Raw genomic sequence first — 22347 nt, 5'->3', positions numbered from 1 at the left:
CTTACTGGCTCGCGACGTCTTGGCTGAGCCCGTTGGCGAGCTTGGCCGCCACCCGCTCGCGCACATTGCCGACCTCGTCGACATCGGCGGCGATGGTCCACTGGAACTTCGCCTCGAGTCGCCGGCCCGCCTGCCAATAAGCGTCGCCGAGATGGTCGTTGAGCTCGGGATCGTTCGGCAGCAGCGTCACCGCCTGTTCCAGCGTCGTCACTGCATCCTCGATACGACCGAGCTTGTAGAAGGCCCAGCCCAGCGAATCGATGATGTATCCGTCCTGCGGACGTGCCTCGACTGCCTGCTCGATCATGTCCAGCGCCGGTTCGAGGTTCATGTCCATGTCGATCCAGCTATAGCCGAGATAGTTCAGCACCTCCGGCTGGCCAGGATTGAGCTCCAGCGCCCGCTTGAAGTCGGCCTCGGCCTTCGGCCACTGCTTGGCGCGCTCATAGGACATGCCGCGCGTGTAGTAGATCGCCCAGTCGCCGTTGCGATTGCCGCCGGTGAGTTCGAGCGCCTTGGTATAGGCTTCGGCGGCCTTCTCGTACTGCTCGTCGAAGCGCAGCAGTTCGGCATAGGTGAAAACGGCGTCGAGATCGTCGGGGCGCGTCGCCACGATGTTGCCCAGCCGCCGCAGCGCCTCCTCCCCGTCACCCAGCACGTCCAGGTTGTGGGCAAAGCGCACCACTGCCGCCGGCTTCATCGGCGACTCGTTGGGGATGGACTCGTAGATGCGGTTCGCCGCCTCCGCCTGCCCGACCCGGTCGAGCACCTCGCCCACAGCAACCGCGATGACGTCGGCCTTGGGATCGAGGTAGAGCCCGAGCCGCAGGAACACCAGGGCAATATCGGGGCTGCCATCGCGGGCCAGGGCAACGCCGAGGCCATGGAACATCTCCGCTGCACCGATCTGGACATTGGCGGTGAAGATGCCGGGGCGGCGTTCTTCTTCCACCGCTTGCTTCACTTCGGTCACCAGCGGATGGGTCAGCCCCTGAGATTCGAACTGGGCGATCACGTCCGCCGCTTCATCGAACTGGCCGGCATTGGCCAGCATGCTGGCATAGACCTGCGTCACGCGCGCCACGTTCGGCTCGTTCTCGAAGGCCTGACCAGCGAGCCGGATGGCACTCTTGGTTTCCCCCGCCGCCTCGGCCATCAGGGCCCGGTGGAAGATCAGGAAGTCGTCGAGCCCGGTGGCGCCGATCTCCTGGAGCAGGGCGTCGGCCTCATCCTTGCGGTCGAGCCCGATCAGGGCCCAGGCGCGCAGAATCGCTGCCGTCACGCCGGAGAATGTCTCGACGCTGATCTCGGCGAACTGCTGCTCGGCAGCTGTATAGCGGCGCTCCTTGAGCGCCTCTGTGGCGGAGATCATCTGCGCCAGCTCGTTGCCGGTTTCGAGCTCCAGCAGGCGCCGGGCGGTCTTGGCTGCCTCGGCGATCTGGCCATCGGCAGCCTGGGCGATGAAGGCGCGTTCGACCAGCAGGGGATTGTCCCAGTCGGCCTGCGCCGCGGCCGCCATGTACCGGGCGGCTTCGTCGGTCCTGAGGTCTTTCAGCGCCTGCTGCCCCGCCATGTAGGAGCCAGTGGGCGAGACCCGCGCATTGGTCAGCAGACCAAGCAGCTTGAGCTGCTCGTTGACCCCCAGTGCCCCCTCCTGCGCCCCGGTTGGCAGCGCCAGGCCAACCAGCAGAAGAGCCGTGAGGGAAAGGCGCGAGAGGCGAGTGCGAAGCGATGTCACGGGGTCGAGGTCTCCTTGGCCGCAAGGCCCGATTTGACGGCAGACATTGTCTGTTTTGCGACTGCGCCGCAAGCGCACGCCAAATGGCGTGATCGGCTACATGCCCGAGTAGTTCGGACCGCTCCCGCCTTCGGGCGGAACCCAGGTGATATTCTGCGCCGGATCCTTGATGTCGCAAGTCTTGCAGTGCACGCAATTGGCAGCGTGGATACGGAACACCGGCTCGCCGCCCTCCTCTGCTACTTCATAGACCCCTGCCGGGCAGTAGAGCGGTGCCGGCTCGCCGTAGCGCGGCAGGTTCTCACGGATCGGCACCGTGGGATCGGCCAGCACCAGATGCACCGGCTGGTCTTCGTCGTGGGCGATGTTGGCGAGAAACACCGAACTGTTGCGGTCGAAGGTCAGCTTGCCGTCCGGCCTTGCATACTGCCGTCCCGGTTTCTTGCCCTTGGGCCGCAGCTTGGCGTGATCCGGGCCGCTATGGTCAAGCGTCGTGCCCCGATGGGGCGAGCGCGAGAAGATCGCCGAACGCCAGAGGTCGATCCCACTGGCGAGCGCGCCCAGCAGCGTGCCGTACCGGCTCCACAGCGGCTTGACGTTGCGCACGCCGATCAGCTCGTCGGCAATACCGGTCTGCATGACTCGGTGGCCGAAATCGGCGATCAGATCGTGCTCACGCCCGTTGGCGATGGCTTCACCCACGGCGTCCGCGGCGCCGATCCCCGACAGAATCGCGTTGTGAATGGCCTTGAGGCGCGGCGCGTTCATGAACCCCGCCGAGCATCCGATCAGCCCGCCGCCCGGGAAGGCCAGCGTGGGGATCGACTGCCACCCGCCCGCGGTCACCACCCGGGCGCCATAGCTCACCCGCGTGCCACCCTCGAGCAGTGGCGCCATCGCCGGGTGCTGCTTGAAGCGCTGGAACTCGTCGAACGGAGAAAGAGTGGGATCCTCGTAGTCGAGATAGGTGACCAGCCCGACATAGAGCTTCCGATCCTCGGCATGGTAGACGAAGCCGCCGCCGGCCGTGCTGTCTTCCAAGGGATAGCCGAGATAGTGATCCACCTGCCCCGGGCGGTGCCGGTCGGCGGGGATCTCCCACACTTCCTTGATGCCGAGGCCATATTTCTGCGGCTGGCGCTCCAGCGAATGCGAACGGATCACGCGCTTCGCCAGTGAGCCACGCGCGCCTTCGGCGATCAGCGTGTACTTGGCCTTGAGGGCAATCCCCTCGGCAAAGCCGGGCTTTGGCTCTCCTGCGCGGTCACGGCCGAGATCGCCAGTGATGATGCCCCGGACCGGTCCGCGCTCGGTGCCGAGCACGTCGACCGCTGCGGTCATCGGGAAGATGTCGACGCCGAGCGCCGTCGCCTGTTCCCCAAGCCACTGCACCAGCCGTCCCAGGCTGACGATCACTGCGCCCGGCGTCCGCATCTGCGGCGGCACCAGCGCGTGCGGCAGCGAGAAATCGCGTTTGGCCGTGAGATAGTGATAGGTGTCGCGGGTGACATCGGGCCCCACGGGCGCGCCCTTCAGCCGCCAGTCCGAGATCAGCGCGTCGAGTCCCACCGGATCCATCACCGCGCCCGACAGGATATGGCCGCCGAGTTCTGCCGATTTCTCCACCACCGTCACCGACAGATGCGGATGGTGCTGCTTCAGGCGGATGGCCGCCGACAGGCCAGCGGGACCGGCGCCGACGATCACGACGTCCGTTTCGATTGTCTCGCGCGAGCCGGCTTCTGCCATGGGTTTGTGCGGTCCTCATCGCCCGAACGCTGGCCGGGCCGAACGGGGTGTGACATAACAGAACTCATGTCCGAGACGCGACCGCTAAATCACGACGAGCTGCTCGCCGTGCTCGACTGGTATCGAGCCGCCGGCGTCGACATTGCCGTCGGCGACGAGCCGGTCGACCGCTTCGCCGTGCGTCCCCGGCCCACACCGGCCGCGCCACCGCAGGAAAACGCGGCGCCGCCGGTCAACCTTCTCTCCATCGGCAGTGACCCGGCGGAAGCCCGGCGCCTCGCCGCCTCCGCGCAGACCCTGCCGGAGCTGCAGCAAATCCTCGGCGCTTATGACGGCTGCGGGCTCAAGCTGCGAGCAACCCAACTGGTCTTCGCCGACGGCAATCCGGAAGCCGAGATCATGCTGATCGGCGAAGCCCCCGGCGCCGAGGAAGACCGGCAGGGCAAGCCCTTCGTCGGCCGCTCCGGCCAGTTGCTCGACCGTATGCTCGCCGCCATCGGCCTAGACCGCACCAAGGTTTATATCGCCAACACAGTCCCCTGGCGCCCGCCCGGCAACCGCGCGCCCACCCCCGAGGAAGCAGCGCTCTGCCTGCCGTTCCTGCAGCGGCAGGTGGAACTGGTCGCGCCCAAGGTGATCATGACCCTTGGCGGCCCCGCCATGCAGACGGTGTTCTCCACCACCGCCGGCATCATCAAGATGCGCGGCCGCTGGTCCACCGTCACCATCGGCCAGCACCAGGCCGACGCCATGCCGACCCTCCACCCCGCCTATCTCCTGCGCAACCCCGCCGCCAAACAACAAGCCTGGCGCGACCTGCTGAGCTTCAGGCTCAAACTCGACGAACTCGGGATCGGTTGAAGCCGGAGGCCTTCGGACAGTGCCGGGGCGATATTCCCTTGCCCTGGAGCGGGAACGCCGCCCTAATGCCACCGTTGGGTGATTTGCACCTCTGCCTTCAGTCTACCCCGGACCCATAGCGTCATGGCCTCCGTCATCAAGATCTATGCCCTGTTCCTTGGCTCGGCCCTGCTCATGTTCGGCGGCGGGCTACAGGGCCTGCTCCTCTCCGTCCGTGGCGCCGAGGAAGGGTTCTCGCTGACAGCGCTCGGGCTGATCGGCACCGGCTGGTCGGTGGGGTTCGTCGCCGGCTCCATCGCCGTGCCGATGATCGTGCGCAATGTCGGCCATATCCGCGCCTTCTCGGTGATGGCGGCCATCGGCACCGTCACCATCCTGCTCAACCTCTTGTGGATCCAGGATATTGGCTGGATCCTGCTCCGCGCCCTGTCCGGCTTCTGCTTTGCCGGCGCGGCGATGATCGTCGAGAGTTGGCTCAACGAGGTCGCCGACAACCGCAGCCGCGGCACGGTGTTTTCGATCTATGTCACCATCAACATGGCCTCCTCGACGCTGGGGCAGTTGGCCATGTCGATCACCGGCACTGCCGGCTACATCCCCTTCGTGATCGGCGCCATCAGCTTCATCTGCGCGGTGCTGCCCACCGCGCTTACCTCCACGCCGCAGCCGCGCCCCCTCGCCTCGGCCAAGCTTGACCTTGGCCTCCTCTACCGCACCTCCCCGATCGCGGTGATCGCTGCCTTCTCCTGCGGCATGGCCAATGGTGCCTTCGGCACGCTGGCGCCGGTCTATGGCTACGCGCAGGGCCTCGAGGCCGGCGACATTGCCCTGTTGTTCGCCGTCGCCGCCATCCTCGGCGCCCTGGCGCAGGTGCCGGCTGGTCGTCTCTCCGACCGCATCGACCGCCGGATCGTCATGATCGGCCTTGCCAGCTTTGCGGCAGTCGTCGGTCTCGTGACTGTGCTGATCAATCCCGGTCCCGGCTGGCTCATGTACGTGCTGTTCGCCGCCTACGGCTTTGCCGCGAACCCGCTCTATGCCATCGCCGTCGCCCACGCCAACGACTTCGCCAAGGGCGACTTCGCCAAGGTGGCCGGCGGCATGCTGCTGGTGCTCGGTGTGGGCCTTGCCGTCGGCCCTGCGGTCGCCTCTCTCCTCATGGGCTGGTCGCCCGTCGGGCTGTTCGTGGTCACCGCCACCTTCCACGGTGCCCTCGCCGTTACCGCATATCTCCGCATGCAGATCCGCCGGAGCCCCGAGTCCCGCGCCCCGTTCCAGCCGATGACCACCGACCGGCCGACGCAGGAAAGCGTTGTGCTCGATCCGCGCTCTGGTAGTGATGACGAGGACATTCCGGTGGAGCACGAAGCTCCGGTTCCGGAAGAACTCTTGGCCACAAAGGACGCGGGCGATGTTCAAGACCGACCGGTTTGAGGACCGCAGCTTCAAGCCGCTTTCCATCGCCGTCGTCGCCGTGTCCGACACCCGCACGCTCGAGACCGACACCGGCGGCGCCCTGCTCAAGTCGCTGCTCGAGGCGGACGGTCACACCTGCCACAGCCGGCAGGTGATCCGCGACGACATCCAGCTCATCCGCCAGGCTGTCCAGACCCTGGTCGCCGACCCGGCGGTCGACGTCGTTCTCACCACCGGCGGCACCGGCTTTTCCGGCCGCGACGTGACGCCCGAAGCAATTGAGCCCCTGTTCGACAAGCGCATGGACGGCTTTTCGGTGCTGTTCCACCAGTACTCGGCGACCACCGTCGGCACGTCCTCGCTGCAGTCGCGCGCCACGGCCGGGCTGATCGGCACCACTTTCGTGTTCTGCCTCCCCGGCTCCCGCGGCGCCTGCCGCGACGCCTGGGGAGGCATCCTCAGCCATCAGCTCGACTACCGGCACAAGCCGTGCAATTTCGTCGAGCTGATGCCGCGGCTTTCTGAACGCTAGTTGATGATCTCGGCGCCCTCGCGCATCAGCCGCTCGATGCCGGCGCGCATGGCCGCCAGTTGCTCGGGCGGATGCCCCTCCCAGTCCATCAGTTCGGAAACGATCCGCAACGGCTGCTGCGAGCGGTAGGACTTGGTTGGGTTGCCCGGGAACTTCTTGTCGGTGAGGTTTGGATCATCCATCCATGGGCCCGTCGGCTCGACGATATAGATGTGGCCGCGCCCTTCGCCCTGCGCCAGTTCGGCACCCCAGACCGCAGCCTCCAGCGTAGCGCTGAAATAGATCCACGCGGCCTGGTGACCGCCAAGATTCGCCCGATAGCCGGGCACCAGCAGGTCGCCCGGTTGCAGTTTCGCCTTGGTGCCGTGGTAGAATACCGGATCCGTCATCGCGTCGCTCCTGGCTGTTGGATGGACGGCGAACCTACTGCGGCACCCGCCTCTTGAAGCAAGCCCGTCGTGCTCCACATATGTGAGTGGGACGGCACCTCCTCCATGTCGTGCCCATGAAAAAGGCGCCGGTTTCCCGGCGCCTTTTCTGCTTTCGGCAATGTCGCAAGGCTCAGTGGCCGTGACCGCCATGCGCGCCGCCGCCCTCGGGGCGGCGGATGAAGAACGCCGCCACCACCGCGAACAGCGAGATCACCGCACCGATGGTGAAGGCGAGGCGGATGCCGCCTTCCAGCGCCGGCACCTGGTCCAGCCCCGACGCCGCGAGCGCGGCCGTCTGCACCGTCATCGCCGCAATGAACAGGGCGATGCCCGCAGCACCGGCCAGTTGCTGGGCCGAACCCAGCACCGCCGAGGCGTGGGAGTAGAGCTCCTTGCGCACCGAGCCCATGGACGAGGTGAACACCGGCGTGAAGATCAGCGCCAGGCCAATGCTCAGCACCACGTGCCCCGCCAGCAGCGCCCAGACCGAAGTGTCCTGACCGACCGTGGTCAGCGCCCACAGCACGGCCGAGACCATGATCGCACCCGGCACTGCCAGCACGGTCGGACCCACGCGGTCGAACAGGCGGCCGACGATCGGCCCCATCAGGCCCATCACGAGGCCACCCGGCAGCAGCAACAGACCGGTCTGCAGCGTGTCGAGGCCCACCACGTTCTGGGTGTAGATCGGCAGCAGGATCACCGTGCCGAACAGCGCCATCATCGCCACCAGCATCATGCTGACAGAGACGGTGTAGTTGCGCGACTGAAACACCCTCAGGTCGAGCAGCGCCTTGTTGTCCTTCTGCAGACCGAGCTGCCGCCAGACGAACGCGGCCATCGCGACGATGCCGACGGCGATCGGCACCCACAGCGGGATCGGACCCGGCTCACCGGCATGGGCGATGCCCTCGCCGAAGCTCGACAGGCCATAGATCAGCCCGCCGAAGGCCAGTGCCGACAGGATCACCGAAAGGACGTCGAGCGGCGCATAGCGCGGGGTACTGACGTTCTGGATCTTGCGGGCGCCCAGCAGCAGTGCGCCCACCGCGATGGGCAGCACCAGGATGAACATCCAGCGCCACTCCAGATGCGCCAGGATGAAGCCGCCGATGGTGGGACCAATGGCCGGAGCCACGGACATCACGATCGAAATGTTGCCCATGGTCTTGCCGCGGGATTCGGGCGGGACCAGGGTCATCACCGTGGTCATCAGCAGTGGCATCATGATCGCCGTGCCCACCGCCTGCACCACGCGCCCGAGCACCAGCAGCCCCAGCCCCGGCGCCACGGCGCAGAGCAGCGTGCCCAGGGTGAAGGTCGACATCGCGATCAGAAAGATCGGCCGCGTGTTGAGGCGCTGCAGCAGGAAGCCGGTGATCGGGATCACCACCGCCATGGTCAACAGGAATGCCGTGGTCAGCCACTGGGCCGCCCCCGCCGTCACGTTGAGGTCGTCCATTAGGTTGGGGATGGCCACGCTCATGATGGTTTCGTTGAGAAACACCACGAAAGTGGATACGAGCAGCAGGGCGATCACCAGCCGGTTGCGGCTGGCGACGTCGGGCTCCCGTGCGGGCTCGAGCGGTACGGAGTCGATCGTAGCGTCGATACTCATGGTGTCCTCGATTCTGTTTCAGCGTTTGCCGTTGCGACGAGCGGCCAGGGGCGATCTCGACAGCGCTCTGCAGCGCGGGAATGACATCCCTTGGCAGCAGCGTTCTTTGACTGGACTTCGGCTAGCCCCGGCCGAAGGGGGGCGACGAATACGCCCGCGCCCCAAGTGCGTCCACCCGAAAAACTGCAACTCTGGCCTGCATTTTCGCTGCCGCGGGCCTTCAAACCCGGGCGCAGTGCTCCCATGTTGATGCCAGCTGAAGCCGCTATCGCGGGAACTTCTGCGCCACAGTTCTTGTTTTGTTCTCATCAGATGCTATCTTGAGAACACGGGGGTCGAGTCGACCCGCGCGGAGAACCACCATGGCGCTTTACCAGGCACCCTCCTTCGAAGCCCTCGAGCGGCTGAGCCGCAGCCGCGACGCCGACCTGGCCCGGCGCGAACTCCTGTCGCCCGACCGCATCCGCGGCCGCGGTGCGCAGTCCAACCGCTCCGGCCGCTTCGAGAAGCAGACGCGCGAGAGTTTCGACGATGGCTGGTCGACGGTCGAACCGCTGCCGGTGTTCGAGACGGTCGAGCACACCGAGCGCGCCAAGACCATCATCACCGCCAATGACAGCCCGGACGTCAATTTCGAGCGCTCGATCAACGCCTATCGCGGCTGCGAACACGGCTGCTCCTACTGCTTCGCGCGTCCCACCCACGCCTTTCTCGGCCACTCCGCCGGCCTAGAGTTCGAGCGCGACATCTATGTGAAGACAAATGCGATCGAAGCCCTGCGGGCCGAACTGGCGGCGCGCAACTACAAGGTGCGCGCCATCGCCATGGGCACCAATACCGATCCCTACCAGCCCGCCGAGCGCAAGCACCGGCTGACCCGCGGCATCCTCGAAGTCATGCTGGAAACCCGCCACCCGGTGATGATCACCACCAAGTCGGCGCTGGTCATCCGCGACCTCGACATCCTCACCGAACTGGCCAAGCTCGGCCTCGTGAAGGTCGGGCTGTCGATCACCTCGATGGACCACAAGCTCAGCCGCAAGATGGAGCCGCGCGCCTCCTCACCCGCCCGGCGGCTCGAAGCCCTGCGCCTCCTCAGCGAAGCCGGCGTGCCCACCGCCGTCCTCGCCTCCCCGATGATCCCGGCCATCAACGACATGGAACTCGAGCGCATCCTCGATGCCGCCCGCGCCCAGGGCGCCATCAGCGCCTCGATGATCCTCCTCCGCCTGCCCGGCGAGGTGCGCGACGTGTTCCGCGAATGGCTGCTGCGCCACTTCCCCGACCGCGTCCGTCACGTCCTTTCGCTGGTGCGCGACACCCGCAACGGCAAAGACTATGACGCCCGCTGGGGCGTGCGCATGACCGGCGAAGGCCCCTACGCGACCCTGCTCCGCCAGCGCTTCGAGAAAGCCCGCGAGCGCTACGGCTTCACCGAACGCATGCCACCCCTCCGCACCGACCTGTTCGTGCCGCCCAAGCTCGAAGACCGGCAGATGAGCTTGTTCTGAGGGATCACCAACAACCCCAACGTCATCGCCGCGCAGGCGGGGATCCATTCTTCCCGCGACCTCCAGGAAAGAGTGGATTCCCGCCTGCGCGGGAATGACACCGTGGGTATGGGAAGGGCGAGCTCAGCCCTCTCATAGACCTCATCCTGAGCTTGTCGAAGGACGAGGTCGCGGCCACGGTGTCTCCACCCTCGTGGTTCGACAAGCTCATCATGAGGTGTAGGCCCCGCGGGAGGGATCGTAGTAGCAGCGATGCAGGAGCACCGTCCCCTACCCCATCACCCGTTCCCGCACCAACCGCAGCACCCGCTCGTCGTCATACCCGGCTGCTGCAATCATCGCCCCCGCCTCGACCAGCGCCACTTCGTCCAGCCCCGTCGCAATCCCGATCGTCGCTATTCCCGCTGCCGTTGCCGAGGCAATGCCCGTCCGCGAATCCTCGAACGCCACACTGTTGGCTGGGTCCGCGCCCAGCAGCCGCAGCCCCTCCAGATATGGCAGCGGATGCGGCTTGCCGTGCTCCAGTTCCGCCCCGATCACCACATGCTCGAACCTCGGGCGCACCCCGATGGCATCCAGCAGCAGGTCGGCATTCGGCCGTGGGGCATTGGTCACCGCCACCTTGGGCACCCCGTTTGCCTCAGCCCAGTCGAGCAGCGCGAACAGCCCATGCACCGGCTCGATCCCTTGCGCCGCGAGTTCCCGAAAGGCAGCCTCCTTGCCATCGAGGATCTCCATCCGCCGCTCCGGCGTCTCGTCCGGAAACAGCTGCGCCCCGATATGCACATTCGCCTTGCCCTGCAGTTCCCGCGCGAACCGTTCCTTGTCGAACCGGTGCCCGTAGGGCGCAAAGGCGTCGTTGAAGGCCTTGAGGTGCAACGGATCGCTATCCACCAGCGTGCCGTCGATATCGAACAGCAGCGCGGCGCCGGGCTTGAGGGGCATGTATTCTGGTCCGTCAGGGAAGTTGCCGGATAAACCCCTGAGGGGCCGTTGCCGTCAACCGGCTTAGTATTGCGCCACCCGCCGCGCATAGGTCGACATGAAGTCGAGCGAGGCCATCACACCGCGCAGGGACAGGCGCACCTCGTGCTCACCGCCTCCGCTCACCGGCACGCTCAGCGTCACTGCATTCCCGGCCTTCATCAGCTCGAGCAGGCGGTCACGCGTCGCCGCATCGCTGATGAAATACTGGTTCACCGTGTTGAACCGCGTCTCGAGGTCGCTGTCGAAAGCGAGGCGCAGCGGTGGCTCGCTCCCAAAGCTCAGGACCAGATCGCGGCTCTCGTCCACGCTGACGTCATCGGCCGCCACTGTCACCGCCAGGTCGAGTTCTCCATCGAGCCGGTTGCGGACCAGCGTCAGCTTGTAGGCCGGCAGATTGGCGCTGTTCAGCTCGGCGCTGCCGGTCGAGGCGAAGCAGGAATAGCCGTAATAATCCGGCGCATCCTCGATGATCCTGTCCGGGCAAGAGGCTAGCCAGTCGCGGTGATACTCGCGCCATTCCCCTGAGGAATGAGCGAACGGATCAGCGCTCGCGGGCGCAACGGCAATTGCGGCGAGCAGAAGGGCGACGGCAGTCCTCGGCAATCTGAAACCTCTCTGGCTGGCGCCCTCCCGCGGCTTCGACTATAGCAGCCGCCCCGACGCTGAACAGGAGGTGGGAATGGCCATTACCAATCACAACGGCATGACCCTGCTCGAGCTCGAGCTCGAGGGCGCCTGCCTTGGTGCAGACCTCCACGTCAACGACATCCTGGGCGATGCCTTCGGGGCCGAGGCCGAGATCGTGGTGGTGCCGGTGAGCCGCATCGAGCCCGCCTTCTTCGAACTCAGAAGCGGGATCGCTGGCGAGGTGTTCCAGAAGATGGAGCAGTACCAGCGCCGCCTCGTCATCCTTGGCGACATCGCCGCGGAGGTTAATGCCAGCAAGTCGCTCCACGACTTCGTCTACGAGACCAACCTTCGGGGCCACCATCTGTTCGTTCCCGACCGGGAGGCGATGCTGGCGCGGCTGTGACCGCCGGCCCGATTGACTTGGCCGCACCACTGCAGATGCTCGACACCATGCTGATCGATTCGCCCGTCCAGACCGAACCGGATTTCAGCCGCGAGCGCGAGCTGATGGCTCGCGGGGCGCGGCTGGTCGCCGGCGTCGACGAAGCCGGCCGCGGCCCCCTCGCTGGTCCGGTCGTGGTGTCCGCCGTGGTGCTCGATCCCACCAGCATCCCCGACGGGCTCGACGACTCCAAGCGCCTTGACGAGGAAAACCGCGAGATGCTGTTCGAGCGCGTCATGGCCACCGCCCTCGGCGTCGCCGTGGTGGTCGCCCCGCCCTCGGTCATCCTCGAGCGCAACATTCGCGGCGCCACCCTGTGGGCCATGGCCCGCGCCGCCTGCTCGCTGCCGGTGGTGCCGGATCGCGTTCTGGTCGACGGCCGTGACGTGCCCATGGGTCTGCCCTGCGACGGCGTCGCCGTGATCGGCGGCGACGGGCTCAGCGTCTCCATTGCCGCGGCCTCGATCGTCGCCAAGGTCACGCGCGACCGCATGTGCCGCATCATGGACTGCGACGCCCCGCATTTCGGCTTCGCCGGTCACAAGGGCTATTCCACGCCGCAGCACCTGACCGCCCTCACCCAGCACGGCCCCTGCCGTCACCACCGCGAGGCCTTCGCGCCAGTGGCTGAAGCCTGGGCCCGCCTCAGGGGCGAACTCGTCGCCTAGGCGATCATCCGCGCTCCGGGACAGCGCTTAACCTCCCGCTAACCCCTTGCGAACGCTCCCTTAACCTTACGCAGGCTATAACGGTCCCGTTAGTACTGCGTTAGGGTTAAGTGCATGTTGCGTACCGCGCGTACGGCGTACATCGCCGATGCGGAAGAGGCCAGAAGCCTGCCGATCGACACGATCCTGGTGGGCGACTGCATCGATCACATGAATGCCCTGCCGGCCGGCAGCATCGACCTGATCTTCGCCGACCCGCCGTATAATCTGCAGCTGGAACAGGGCCTCACGCGCCCCGACCAATCGCGCGTCGACGCCGTCGACGACGAGTGGGACAAGTTCGAGAGCTTTGCCCATTACGACGGCTTCACCCGCGAGTGGCTCCGCGCCGCCCGCCGGCTGCTCAAGCCCGATGGCGCCATCTGGGTCATCGGCAGCTACCACAACATCTTCCGCGTCGGCACGGCGCTGCAGGATCTCGACTACTGGATCCTCAACGACATCGTCTGGCGCAAGGCGAACCCGATGCCGAACTTCCGCGGCACCCGCTTCACCAATGCCCATGAGACCCTGATCTGGGCCTCGAAGTCGCAGAAGAGCCGCGTCACCTTCAATTACGAGGCGATGAAGCTCGCCAATGACGACACGCAGATGCGGTCGGACTGGCTGTTCCCGATCTGCACCGGCGCCGAGCGGCTGAGGGACGAAGACGACGAAAAGGTCCACCCGACCCAGAAGCCGGAGGCCCTGCTCTATCGCATCCTCAATGCCACGACGAAGCCGGGCGACATCGTGCTCGACCCGTTCTTCGGCACCGGCACCACTGGCGCGGTGGCGCGCAAGCTCGGCCGGCACTTCATCGGCATCGAGCGCGAGCAAACCTATGTTACAGCCGCGCTCACCCGCATCGCCAGCATCCGCCCGGCCGTGTTCGAGGCCCTGCAGTCGGTCACGCCCAAGCGCAAGGAAGCCCGCATTCCTTTCGGCTCGCTGGTCGAACAGGGACTTATTCAACCTGGCACGCAACTCTTCGACTTAACGAGACGTTACTCGGCCATGGTTCGTGCTGACGGCTCACTCGTCTCCGGTCCCCATCAGGGCTCCATCCACAAGGTGGGTGCTCTCGTGCAAGGGGCCGAAGCATGCAACGGGTGGACCTTCTGGCACCACGACGACGGCGGCCGCCTAGCTCCTCTGGATGATTTGCGCGCCGGCGTTCGTCGTAAACTTGATTTGCTTTCTGCCTGATCCTGACCTCCAATCGTCTCAGGCTCTAAACTGGCCGCCGGCACCACCGGCGGCCTCTTTGTTTCTAGGCCTCGGCGGCGGCGCCAACGAGCCGCGAAATCAGCTCCGCGACCTTTTCCGGCTGATCCTCCGGCGCGAAATGCGCGCACTCCTCGAGCACGGTAAGCCGCGAACCCGGGATCGCCTGGTTGAGCCTGTGCGCCCAATCCGGCGTCTGCCACTTGTCCTCCGCGCCCCAGATCAGTTGCACCGGCACCCGGCCCAGCTCCGGAATTCGGTCGGCGATCTCGAGCGTATGCACCGGGTCGTAGTGCCGGACCTGATGCTGGAACAGGCTCGGCTGCCCGATCGGGCCGGAGATATAGTCGAGATAGGTCTCGAGTGGCCCGGCGGCGAACCGCTCCTTGTGATGCACAGCACTCAGCAGCCAATCACGGAAATGCTCTCGATGGACCGCATCAGGCGCCTTGATCAATGCGTCGAGGCCCTGCTCCATCTGCTGGCGCGTCCGGCCTGAAGGGTAGCTGTCGTAGCTCACCACATCGATCATGGTCAGCGACAGCAGCCGCTCAGTGTGAAACACGCCAAACCGCTGCGCGACGCCCCCGCCGATGTCGTGCGCGACAAGGTGAAAGCGCTCGATGCCCCAGTGCGCCAGCATCTGTTCGAGCACGCCCACCTGAGCGGAGATGGACGTGTCCACCTCGAGCGATGCCGGCCGTTCGGACAGCCCGAAGCCCAGAAGATCGAACAGGTGCACCCGAAATCCCGCCGCCGCGAGACGCGGCGCGACGTTCCGCCAGATCAACGATGATGACGGCGTACCATGCACCAGCACCACCGGCTCACCATCGCCATGCGCTCCTGCGGCAATCCGACAGCCGTCCACCAGCACATGTTCGGTGATGAGTTCGTTGTTCACGCTGGTTCTCCTTCGGCTGGTGAGTGTCACCTGCCGAATGCCCGGAACCGCCGATCGATCCGCGTTCAACTCACCTGCGACAGCACCAGCGCCGTCAGAAACCCGCAGGTGATCGCGATGGCTGCCGATTGCTGGTACTGGTGCTCTTCGGCCGACGGCAGCAGGTCGGTGGTGGTGAGATAGAGCATCGCTCCCGCCCCCGCCGAGAGCAGGAACGACAAAACCTCCACCGGCACGTTGCGCAGCAGCGCCCAGCCACCAAGCCCCGCCACCATCAGCGACAGCCCGATCAGCCCGGTCCACACCAGCGTGCGCCGCACATGGGTCCTGTCATCCTCCTTGCGGGCAAGCGCACCGATGCTCATCGCCTCGCTGAGATTGTCGATGGCGATGGCGATGCCCACCACCAGCGCGGTGGCGCCGCCGAGCGACCCTCCGACACCGATGCTGAGCCCCTCGATCAGTTCCTCCGTGGCGGTGGCCATCGCCAGCACCGTCACCATGGTGCCGCGCGGCCGGTGCCGACGGTGGAAGCTCTCCACCTTCGGCTTCTGGTCCGCCTCGTCTCCGGCGAGCTGTCCCTTGTTGACGAACATGTCGAGACCATAGGTCAGCAGCATGCCGAGGATCACCGCCGGCACCACCAGCCACACGGCGATCCGTTCCAGCGCCGTCGGAATCATCTCAAAACTCGCCGTGCCGATCAGGATGCCGCCGGCGAACCCCACGGTGATCGAGAGCAGCAGACTCGACGGCGAGAAGCGGGTGGCGACGAACCCGCCGATGGGCGAGCACAGCCCGGCGCCAATCACGATGGCCGCTACCTTCCAGAACCCGTCCACGCCGACCTCCGCTTTGCGCAGGAGAACGGCCGCAATCAGACCCGGTTGCTGCCCCTTACCAGCGGCTCAGCCGTGCCCAGCCGCCGCGAGCACCTTGCGGAACAGGGTCGGCAGCGCCTCGCCACCAAGGCGCTGCGGTTCCACCCACCAGCCGTCGTCGACACCGGCCGGCTCTACCGTCGCCGACCACACCTCCAGTTCCAGCCGGAAATGGGTGAACATGTGCACCACCTGGCCATGGTGCCGCCAGTCGCCCGCAGTCGGGTAGGTCGGCGCGCCCAGTTCCGCCGCCCAGTCGGAACCTGGCACCTCGCTCATCCCGGCGAGCAGCCCCTTGCTTGGCCGGCTGCGCAGATAAACGTCCCCGCCGGCATCACGCATCACATAAGCATGGCCCTTGCGGATGGGCTTGTCGGTCTTCGCCGCCTTCACCGGATAGGCGGTAGGGTCCGCCGTCCGCGCCGCCGCACAGCCCGGCTCCAGCGGGCAAAGCAGACACGCGGCATTGCGCGGCGCACAGACGGTGGCACCGAGATCCATCATCGCCTGGGCGAAATCTCCCGCGCGCTGCGGCACCGAAAGCTGCAGCACCGCCCGTAATTCTTCCTTCCCCTCTCGCACCGGCACTTCGAGCCGGTGATAGCGCGCCAGCACCCGTTCGAGATTGCCGTCCAGCACCGCCACGCGTTCGTCGAAGCAGATCGCGGCGATCGCCGCGCTGGTATAGGCGCCAATGCCGGGAAGCGTCGCGAGCCCAGCCGCCGTCGCCGGGAACACCCCACCATGCCGCTCGACCACCGCCTGCGCGCAGGCATGGAGGTTCCGCGCCCGCGCATAGTAGCCGAGCCCCGCCCATTCGCGCAGCACCGAGTCCAGCGGCGCCGCCGCCAGCGCGAACACCGTCGGCCACAGCTCGGTGAACCGGAGGAAATAGCGACGCACCGCTGCCACGGTGGTCTGCTGCAGCATCACTTCGCTGAGCCACACCCGATACGGATCCGGCCGCACGCCTTGCGCCCGCAAGGCCGGCGGCACCCGCCATGGCAGGTCGCGCGCATGCCGGTCGTACCAGGCGAGTACGGCCTCGGCATCAAGCGGTCGGGGGTCGAGAGTGGGCATCGCCTCCCGATACTCACCCGCCCGCCGCTTCACAAGCGCCGGCACCGGCTTGGCGCGGATGTGATCGCACTTGCCGCTGCCCGCCCCCGGCGCTACTCCAACGTCATGGCCAAGGACGAACCAGCCGAACCCAAGCGCCGCAATCGCACGCTCAGCGTCGCCGATGCCGTCTCGGGCGCGCTCGGTCCGATGCTGAAGAAGCGCGGCTTTGCCAGCCGCGACATCATCGCCAACTGGCCCGCCATCGCCCCGCCGCCCTATGACCAGGTCACCATGCCCGACAAGCTGAGCTGGCCGCGCGGCGAACGGAGCGCGGAGGGTGCGACCCTGGTCCTGCGCTGCGCCCCGGGCCATGCCCTCGCCGCCCAGCACGACGCACCTCGGATTGCGACAGCGGTGAACCGCTATTTCGGCTTCCTCCTGGTACGCGAGGTGCGCCTGTCTGCCGACCCGTTCACCCCCGGTTCAGGCACCAGGCGCGACAACACCCAACAACCGGACCCGAGCGTTGCCGCAAAGGTCGGGGGCCTCGTGGCCCGGGTGGACGACGACAATCTGCGGGAAGCGTTGCGGGCCTTGGGCCACGCGCTCGCCAGCAGATCGGACCGCAACAGCGAATAGTGCGTTCACCCAGCAGTGACCTATGTGCCCACTTGCCGACGCGGTCGACGCGTGTAGTGTCCGCACAACCACAAGAAGGAGCGTGAGCCGTGAACCTCAACCGTCGTGAGACCCTCGCCTTGGCCGCTGCCGCATCGGTGCTGAGCCTGTGCGGCGTGTCCGCTGCCAGTGCCGCCGAAGGCGACATGATCGATCAGGCGAAGCTGTTGGCTCCGGCCGGCGACCTGCCCGACCGCCCGCTCGGAAATCCCGACGCGCCGGTGACGGTGATCGAATACGCCTCCCCCACCTGCCCGCACTGCGCGACCTTCCACAACGAGGTCTATCCCGAGTTCAAGGCGCAGTACGTCGATACCGGCAAGGTGCGGTTCATCCTGCGCCCCTTCATCCGCAACCCGATCGACGCCGCCATTTTCATGCTGGCCGAGGCCTCGGGCGAGACCAACTACCACAACGTCATCGGCACCTATTTCCGCACCCAGGCCACCTGGGGCATTTCGCAGACCCCGCGCGACGCCATCTTCGAAGTGGCCCAGCAGCTCGGTTTCAACGAGGAAAGCTTCAACGCCGCATTGACGAATCAGGCCCTCTACACCGGGATGGAAGCCCAGCGCGAACAGGCGCTAAACGAGTTCGGCCTGCAGGGTACGCCCACCTTCTATGTCAACGGCAAGACGCTCACCGGCGACAAGACGCTCGAACAGCTCGCTGCCGAGATCGACCCGCTCGTGCCCGCCGACTTCCAGCCGACCGACGCCGACGCCGCAGCCGACGCCGCGACCGAAACTCCTGCGCAGTAGTCTCGGCAACCTCGATGCCCCCCTTCTCCCCTTGCGGGAGAAGGTGCCCGAAGGGCGGATGAGGGGCTTCCCTCCGCGCCCACAGCAGGCCGGGTGAACCCATGAAGTTCACCCGCCTCAAGCTCCACGGCTTCAAGTCCTTCTGCGACGAGACCGTCCTGGTGATGGAGCCGGGGTTGACCGGCATCGTCGGCCCCAATGGCTGCGGCAAGTCCAACCTCGTCGAAGCCATGCGCTGGGTGATGGGCGAAAGCTCCTACAAGGCCATGCGCGCCTCGGGCATGGACGACGTGATCTTCTCGGGCTCCGGCAACCGCCCGGCCCGCAACACCGCCGAAGTCACCCTCGTCCTCGACAATTCCGACCGCACCGCCCCGGCTGCCCTCAACAACGCCGACATCCTCGAAGTCACCCGCCGCATCGAGCGCGAGGCCGGCTCGGTCTACCGGGTCAACGGCCGCGAGGTGCGCGCCCGCGACGTGCAATTGCTGTTCGCCGACGCCTCCACCGGCGCCCACTCGCCCGCCCTCGTCCGCCAGGGCCAGATCGGCGAACTGATCGCCGCCAAGCCCACCGCCCGCCGCGCCCTGCTTGAAGAGGCTGCCGGCATTTCCGGTCTTCACTCCCGCCGCCATGAGGCCGAGTTGCGCCTGCGTGCCGCCGAGCAGAACCTCGAGCGCGTCGACGACATCATCGCCCAGGTCGAGGCGCAGCTCGAAACGCTGAAGCGCCAGGCGCGCCTTGCCACCCGCTATCGCGCCCTCTCGGGCGACATCCGCCGCGCCGAAGCGACCCTTGCGCATCTGCGCTGGGTTGCCGCCCGCTTTGCCGAGAAGGAGGCCGAAGCCCAGCAGGCTGTGCTGATCCGCCAGCTCGCCGACGCCACCCATGCCGAGCGGGTCGCCCAGAAGACCGCCGAAGCCGCGTCCGCCGAACTTGCGCCGCTGCGCGAGCGCGAGGCCGTGGCCGGAGCTGTGCTCCAGCGCTACACCATCCTCGCCGAGCAACTGGCCGAAGAAGCCCGCCGCACCAGCCAGCGCCGCCGCGAACTCGAAACCCGCCTCGCCCAGCTCGCCGCCGACGGCACCCGCGAGCACGACCTCGTCACCGAGGCGGAAACCACGCTCGCCGCCCTCACCGCCGAAGATCAGGAGCTCGCGCGCGAGGCGGAAGCCGCGGCAACGGAACTGACCGCAGCCCGCACCGCCGCCGACACGGCCAAGGCCGCAGCCGCGGACGCCGAGACGCGCGCCCGCGAAGCGCTGGACGCCTTGGCGCAGCTCCGCGCCCGCCGCGCCGCCGCCGAGCGCAGCCACGCCGACGCCCTCGCCCGTATCGAGCGCGTGCGCCGCCAGACCGCCGAAGTGGAAACCGAAGCCGCGACCGTCAGCGCCGCCCTCTCCGCCGACGCCGACCTTGCTGCCCGCCGCGCCGCGCTCGAGGCCGCGCAGGCAGAGGCCGGCACCGCCGAAGCTGCGGCCATCGCCGCCGAAGAAGCATCCGCCGCCGCCCAAGCGAGCCTCGACGCACTGCGCCCCAAGCTCGTCGAAATCGACTCCAGCCTCACCCGCCTCGAAGCCGAGGCAGCGACTCTGGCCAAGATGCTCAATGTCGCCGACGCCAGCCTCTGGCCCGCCATTGTCGACGACCTCAAGGTCGCCCCCGGCTACGAGACCGCGCTCGGCGCAGCCCTTGGCGACGACCTCGAAGCCAGCTCAGATGCCGGCGCTCCGATCCACTGGTCCGTCGCCATCGACCACACCGACGACCCGGCCCTGCCGCAGGCGGCCGAGCCGCTCAGCCGCTACGTCACCGGCTCGCCGCTGCTGAAGCGCCGGCTCGACCAGATCGGCCTCGTGTCACCCGTCGACGGCCCGGCGATGATGCGCGCCCTGAAGCCAGGGCAGAAGCTGGTCACCCTCGATGGCGCCCTCTGGCGCTGGGACGGTTTCGTGGCCGCGGCCGATGCCCCCTCGCCTGCCGCCCAGCGCCTGGCTCAACGCAACCGTCTCGCCGAGCTCGACGAGGAAATTCTGCGCATCCGTCAGGAGCGCAATGCCCGCCGCCGCGACGTCGAAGCCGCCACCGCCGCCGTCGATGCTGCCCGCGCCGAGGAGCGCCAGTGTCGCGACTCCTGGCGCGCCGCCCAGCATGCCATCACCGCTGCCCAGTCCGGCGTCGATCAGGCCCAGCGCCGCATGGGCGACCTTGCCGCTCGCCAGTCTGCCCTGGCCGAGGCCCGCCAGCGGCTGGATGCCAGCCTTGAGGAGGCGACGCTCGCCCTCAAGGAAGCCGAGACCGCCCTTGCCGGTGCCGGCACCGAAGATGAAGCCGCTGACGCTGCCCGCACCCTCGAAACCCGGCTCGCCTCGCTGCGCGATGCCGCCGAGCAGGCACGCCTCCGCCTGTCCACCCTCGAAACCGCGGCACGCCTCCGCGACAACCGCCGCGCCCAACTCGCCCGCGATGCCGAAGCCTGGGGCCGCCGCCGCGACAGTGCCGCCGGTCAACTCGCGACTCTGGCCGAGCGCCGCGCCGAGGTCGAAGCCCAACTCGCCTCCTCTGCCGAAACCCCGGACGGTTTCGCTGCCCGCAAGGCGCAGCTCGACGAGCAGATCGACACCGCCAAGGTCGAGCACAAGGCCGCCGGCGACAGCCTTGCCGTCGCCGACACCCGCTGGCGCGAAGCCGACCGCGCCGTCAAGGCCGCCGGCGAGGCCCTCACCAATGCCCGCGTCGAACTCACCCGCCTCGAAGAGCGCGTCCGCGGCCTCATCGCTCAGCGCCAGCAGATCGAGCGCAGCATCGAGGAAACTCTTGGCATTGCCGCCAAGCAGACGCTGGAAGCCTCCGGCATCAAGCCCAGCGAAGCGCTGCCGCCCGAGGCGCAGGTCGAACAGCGCCTCGACCGGCTCAAGGCCGAGCGCGAGCGCCTGGGCGGGGTCAACCTCTCCGCCGAGAAGGAAGCCGTCGAGGTTCAGGAAAAGCTCGACACCATGGTCGCCGACCGCGACGACCTGATCGAGGCCATCGCCAAGCTGCGCACCGGCATCCAGTCGCTCAACCGCGAGGGCCGCGCCCGCCTTAGCGAAGCCTTCACCCAGGTCAACGCCCACTTCCAGGAGCTGTTCACCACCCTGTTCGGCGGCGGCACCGCCGAGCTCAGCTTCGTTGAAAGCGACGATCCGCTCGAGGCCGGCCTCGAGATCATCGCCCGGCCGCCTGGCAAGAAGCCGCAGACCATGACCCTGCTCTCCGGCGGCGAACAGGCGCTCACCGCCATGTCGCTGATCTTTGCGGTGTTCCTCACCAACCCCGCCCCGATCTGCGTGCTCGACGAAGTGGACGCGCCCCTCGATGACGCCAATGTCGAGCGCTTCTGCACCCTGCTCGACTCCATGCGCCAGCGCACCAACACCCGTTTCATGGTCATCACCCACAACCCGATCACCATGAGCCGCGTCGACCGCCTGTTCGGCGTCACCATGGCCGAACGCGGAGTCTCCCAACTCGTCTCGGTCGACCTCACCACCGCCGAAAGCTTCCGCGAAGCGAGCTAGCACCCCGGCTGCGGCGGGACTGCACCACCGGGACAAGCCTCCGGTGGTGACGACGCGGAGAGTCACTCTCATAGCGGTCCGTCGTCATTGCCGGGCCTGTCTGACAATCCATCGCCACTCTCCCACCCACGCGTCATCCCCGCGAAGGCGGGGATCCATTCTTCCCAGGAGCTCGGCAAAGAGTAGATTCCCGCCTGCGCGGGAATGACGCCGGGTTGTTACTGGTGCTGTGCCTCTCAAGAATCTGTCTGGACCACCGGGACAAGCCCGGTGGTGACGACACGGAGAGTCACTCTCATATCGGTCCTTCGTCATTGCCGGGCTTGTCCCGGCAATCCATCCGCAACTCTCCCACCCGACCGCGTCATCCCCGCGAAGGCGGGGATTCATTCTTCTCAGGCGTTCAGCCAAGTGGATTCCCGCCTTCGCGGGAATGACGCCGAGTGTGTTGTGAGTTCATGGCGCACCCCCACCCAGCCTCCCCCGCAGGCGGGCGAGGAGCTGCATCGAGGTTGCTGCGCTGCCCGGGCACCCACCGGTCCGTCCCTCCCCTTCAGGGGGAGGTTGGGTGGGGGTGTGCGATCCCTCGCCCCTTCACCACCCCCTCCCCACCCCCGATGTCACCCCCGCGAAAGCGGAGGCCCATGCCGAG

General features: G+C 67.1%; 19 protein-coding genes. 10 read left to right on the top strand and 9 right to left on the bottom strand.

Annotated features, from left to right (window positions below; translation table 11 throughout):
* Position 1: 1 nt before the first annotated feature.
* Together ACFSX5_RS12960 and ACFSX5_RS12955 are read right to left on the bottom strand one after the other, a co-directional pair.
* Positions 2 to 1738: a tetratricopeptide repeat protein gene (locus tag ACFSX5_RS12960; protein ID WP_386833966.1), complete on the bottom strand. Its 1737-nt coding sequence runs from the start codon at positions 1736 to 1738 to the stop codon at positions 2 to 4.
* Positions 1739 to 1834: 96 nt separating this feature from the next.
* On the bottom strand, positions 1835 to 3487 hold the full coding sequence (locus tag ACFSX5_RS12955; protein WP_386833964.1) for an electron transfer flavoprotein-ubiquinone oxidoreductase: 1653 nt from the start codon (positions 3485 to 3487) through the stop codon (positions 1835 to 1837).
* A 66-nt stretch (positions 3488 to 3553) separates the two neighbouring features.
* Here ACFSX5_RS12955 and ACFSX5_RS12950 point away from each other — a divergent pair, with 66 nt between their 5' ends.
* The 3 genes from ACFSX5_RS12950 to moaB all read left to right on the top strand — a co-directional run bounded on the left by ACFSX5_RS12950 (position 3554) and on the right by moaB (position 6296).
* Positions 3554 to 4348, top strand: coding sequence for a uracil-DNA glycosylase (locus ACFSX5_RS12950; protein ID WP_386833963.1), 795 nt, complete (start codon positions 3554 to 3556; stop codon positions 4346 to 4348).
* Positions 4349 to 4471: 123 nt separating this feature from the next.
* Complete coding sequence (locus ACFSX5_RS12945) at positions 4472 to 5782, top strand: MFS transporter (RefSeq protein WP_386833962.1); 1311 nt, start codon at positions 4472 to 4474, stop codon at positions 5780 to 5782.
* Positions 5760 to 6296 (top strand): molybdenum cofactor biosynthesis protein B, encoded by a 537-nt coding sequence (gene moaB / locus ACFSX5_RS12940; protein ID WP_386833960.1) that lies wholly within the window; start codon positions 5760 to 5762, stop codon positions 6294 to 6296. The genes ACFSX5_RS12945 and moaB overlap by 23 nt, the downstream gene beginning before the upstream one ends.
* On the opposite strand, the gene arr is transcribed toward moaB, so the two are convergent.
* Together arr and ACFSX5_RS12930 are read right to left on the bottom strand one after the other, a co-directional pair.
* Positions 6293 to 6685, bottom strand: a complete 393-nt coding sequence (gene arr, locus ACFSX5_RS12935) for an NAD(+)--rifampin ADP-ribosyltransferase (protein ID WP_386833958.1) — start codon at positions 6683 to 6685, stop codon at positions 6293 to 6295. The genes moaB and arr overlap by 4 nt on opposite strands.
* A 172-nt stretch (positions 6686 to 6857) precedes the next feature.
* On the bottom strand, positions 6858 to 8345 hold the full coding sequence (locus ACFSX5_RS12930; RefSeq protein WP_386833956.1) for an MDR family MFS transporter: 1488 nt from the start codon (positions 8343 to 8345) through the stop codon (positions 6858 to 6860).
* Positions 8346 to 8707: 362 nt separating this feature from the next.
* Here ACFSX5_RS12930 and ACFSX5_RS12925 point away from each other — a divergent pair, with 362 nt between their 5' ends.
* Positions 8708 to 9856, top strand: a complete 1149-nt coding sequence (locus ACFSX5_RS12925; RefSeq protein WP_386833954.1) for a PA0069 family radical SAM protein — start codon at positions 8708 to 8710, stop codon at positions 9854 to 9856.
* Positions 9857 to 10126: 270 nt separating this feature from the next.
* On the opposite strand, the gene ACFSX5_RS12920 is transcribed toward ACFSX5_RS12925, so the two are convergent.
* Together ACFSX5_RS12920 and ACFSX5_RS12915 are read right to left on the bottom strand one after the other, a co-directional pair.
* Entirely contained in the window at positions 10127 to 10801 is a 675-nt protein-coding gene (locus tag ACFSX5_RS12920; protein ID WP_386833953.1) for an HAD family hydrolase, read from the bottom strand.
* 63 nt (positions 10802 to 10864) lie between these two features.
* Entirely contained in the window at positions 10865 to 11446 is a 582-nt protein-coding gene (locus tag ACFSX5_RS12915; protein ID WP_386833951.1) for a hypothetical protein, read from the bottom strand.
* Positions 11447 to 11522: 76 nt separating this feature from the next.
* Here ACFSX5_RS12915 and ACFSX5_RS12910 point away from each other — a divergent pair, with 76 nt between their 5' ends.
* The 3 genes from ACFSX5_RS12910 (at position 11523) to ACFSX5_RS12900 (ending at position 13831) form a co-directional block, all read left to right on the top strand.
* Positions 11523 to 11876 (top strand): DUF4180 domain-containing protein, encoded by a 354-nt coding sequence (locus ACFSX5_RS12910; protein ID WP_386833950.1) that lies wholly within the window; start codon positions 11523 to 11525, stop codon positions 11874 to 11876.
* 17 nt (positions 11877 to 11893) lie between these two features.
* Complete coding sequence (locus ACFSX5_RS12905; protein ID WP_386833948.1) at positions 11894 to 12583, top strand: ribonuclease HII; 690 nt, start codon at positions 11894 to 11896, stop codon at positions 12581 to 12583.
* A 114-nt stretch (positions 12584 to 12697) separates the two neighbouring features.
* Positions 12698 to 13831 carry a site-specific DNA-methyltransferase gene (locus ACFSX5_RS12900; protein ID WP_386833946.1) on the top strand — a complete coding sequence of 378 codons (1134 nt, stop codon included), beginning with the start codon at positions 12698 to 12700 and terminating at the stop codon, positions 13829 to 13831.
* A gap of 64 nt (positions 13832 to 13895) precedes the next feature.
* On the opposite strand, the gene ACFSX5_RS12895 is transcribed toward ACFSX5_RS12900, so the two are convergent.
* From ACFSX5_RS12895 to ACFSX5_RS12885, 3 genes are all read right to left on the bottom strand, one after another.
* Positions 13896 to 14753 (bottom strand): alpha/beta fold hydrolase, encoded by an 858-nt coding sequence (locus ACFSX5_RS12895; protein ID WP_386833944.1) that lies wholly within the window; start codon positions 14751 to 14753, stop codon positions 13896 to 13898.
* 65 nt (positions 14754 to 14818) lie between these two features.
* Positions 14819 to 15595 carry a ZIP family metal transporter gene (locus ACFSX5_RS12890; RefSeq protein WP_386833942.1) on the bottom strand — a complete coding sequence of 259 codons (777 nt, stop codon included), beginning with the start codon at positions 15593 to 15595 and terminating at the stop codon, positions 14819 to 14821.
* A 66-nt stretch (positions 15596 to 15661) separates the two neighbouring features.
* Positions 15662 to 16714, bottom strand: coding sequence for an A/G-specific adenine glycosylase (locus ACFSX5_RS12885; RefSeq protein WP_386833941.1), 1053 nt, complete (start codon positions 16712 to 16714; stop codon positions 15662 to 15664).
* Positions 16715 to 16774: 60 nt separating this feature from the next.
* Here ACFSX5_RS12885 and ACFSX5_RS12880 point away from each other — a divergent pair, with 60 nt between their 5' ends.
* The 3 genes from ACFSX5_RS12880 to smc all read left to right on the top strand — a co-directional run bounded on the left by ACFSX5_RS12880 (position 16775) and on the right by smc (position 21695).
* Positions 16775 to 17335 (top strand): DUF721 domain-containing protein, encoded by a 561-nt coding sequence (locus ACFSX5_RS12880; RefSeq protein ID WP_386833939.1) that lies wholly within the window; start codon positions 16775 to 16777, stop codon positions 17333 to 17335.
* Between the two features lie 89 nt (positions 17336 to 17424).
* A complete protein-coding gene (locus tag ACFSX5_RS12875; protein ID WP_386833937.1) occupies positions 17425 to 18135 on the top strand; it encodes a DsbA family protein in 711 nt (236 codons plus the stop codon).
* 101 nt (positions 18136 to 18236) lie between these two features.
* A complete protein-coding gene (gene smc, locus ACFSX5_RS12870) occupies positions 18237 to 21695 on the top strand; it encodes a chromosome segregation protein SMC (RefSeq protein WP_386833935.1) in 3459 nt (1152 codons plus the stop codon).
* Positions 21696 to 22347 lie beyond the last annotated feature (652 nt).

This window comes from Devosia albogilva, assembly GCF_042685625.1.
Lineage (GTDB): Bacteria > Pseudomonadota > Alphaproteobacteria > Rhizobiales > Devosiaceae > Devosia > Devosia albogilva.
This window is presented reverse-complemented; position numbering and strand designations above follow the sequence as displayed.

Excerpts from the sequence above, each read along its gene's own strand:
- ACFSX5_RS12930 (WP_386833956.1), bottom strand. The coding sequence starts at position 8,345 with ATGAGTATCGACGCTACGATCGACTCCGTACCGCTCGAGCCCGCACGG.
- ACFSX5_RS12945 (WP_386833962.1), top strand. The coding sequence starts at position 4,472 with ATGGCCTCCGTCATCAAGATCTATGCCCTGTTCCTTGGCTCGGCCCTG.
- smc (WP_386833935.1), top strand. The coding sequence starts at position 18,237 with ATGAAGTTCACCCGCCTCAAGCTCCACGGCTTCAAGTCCTTCTGCGAC.
- ACFSX5_RS12885 (WP_386833941.1), bottom strand. The coding sequence starts at position 16,714 with ATGCCCACTCTCGACCCCCGACCGCTTGATGCCGAGGCCGTACTCGCC.
- moaB (WP_386833960.1), top strand. The coding sequence starts at position 5,760 with ATGTTCAAGACCGACCGGTTTGAGGACCGCAGCTTCAAGCCGCTTTCC.
- ACFSX5_RS12900 (WP_386833946.1), top strand. The coding sequence starts at position 12,698 with ATGTTGCGTACCGCGCGTACGGCGTACATCGCCGATGCGGAAGAGGCC.
- ACFSX5_RS12950 (WP_386833963.1), top strand. The coding sequence starts at position 3,554 with ATGTCCGAGACGCGACCGCTAAATCACGACGAGCTGCTCGCCGTGCTC.
- ACFSX5_RS12920 (WP_386833953.1), bottom strand. The coding sequence starts at position 10,801 with ATGCCCCTCAAGCCCGGCGCCGCGCTGCTGTTCGATATCGACGGCACG.
- ACFSX5_RS12910 (WP_386833950.1), top strand. The coding sequence starts at position 11,523 with ATGGCCATTACCAATCACAACGGCATGACCCTGCTCGAGCTCGAGCTC.
- arr (WP_386833958.1), bottom strand. The coding sequence starts at position 6,685 with ATGACGGATCCGGTATTCTACCACGGCACCAAGGCGAAACTGCAACCG.
- ACFSX5_RS12925 (WP_386833954.1), top strand. The coding sequence starts at position 8,708 with ATGGCGCTTTACCAGGCACCCTCCTTCGAAGCCCTCGAGCGGCTGAGC.
- ACFSX5_RS12955 (WP_386833964.1), bottom strand. The coding sequence starts at position 3,487 with ATGGCAGAAGCCGGCTCGCGCGAGACAATCGAAACGGACGTCGTGATC.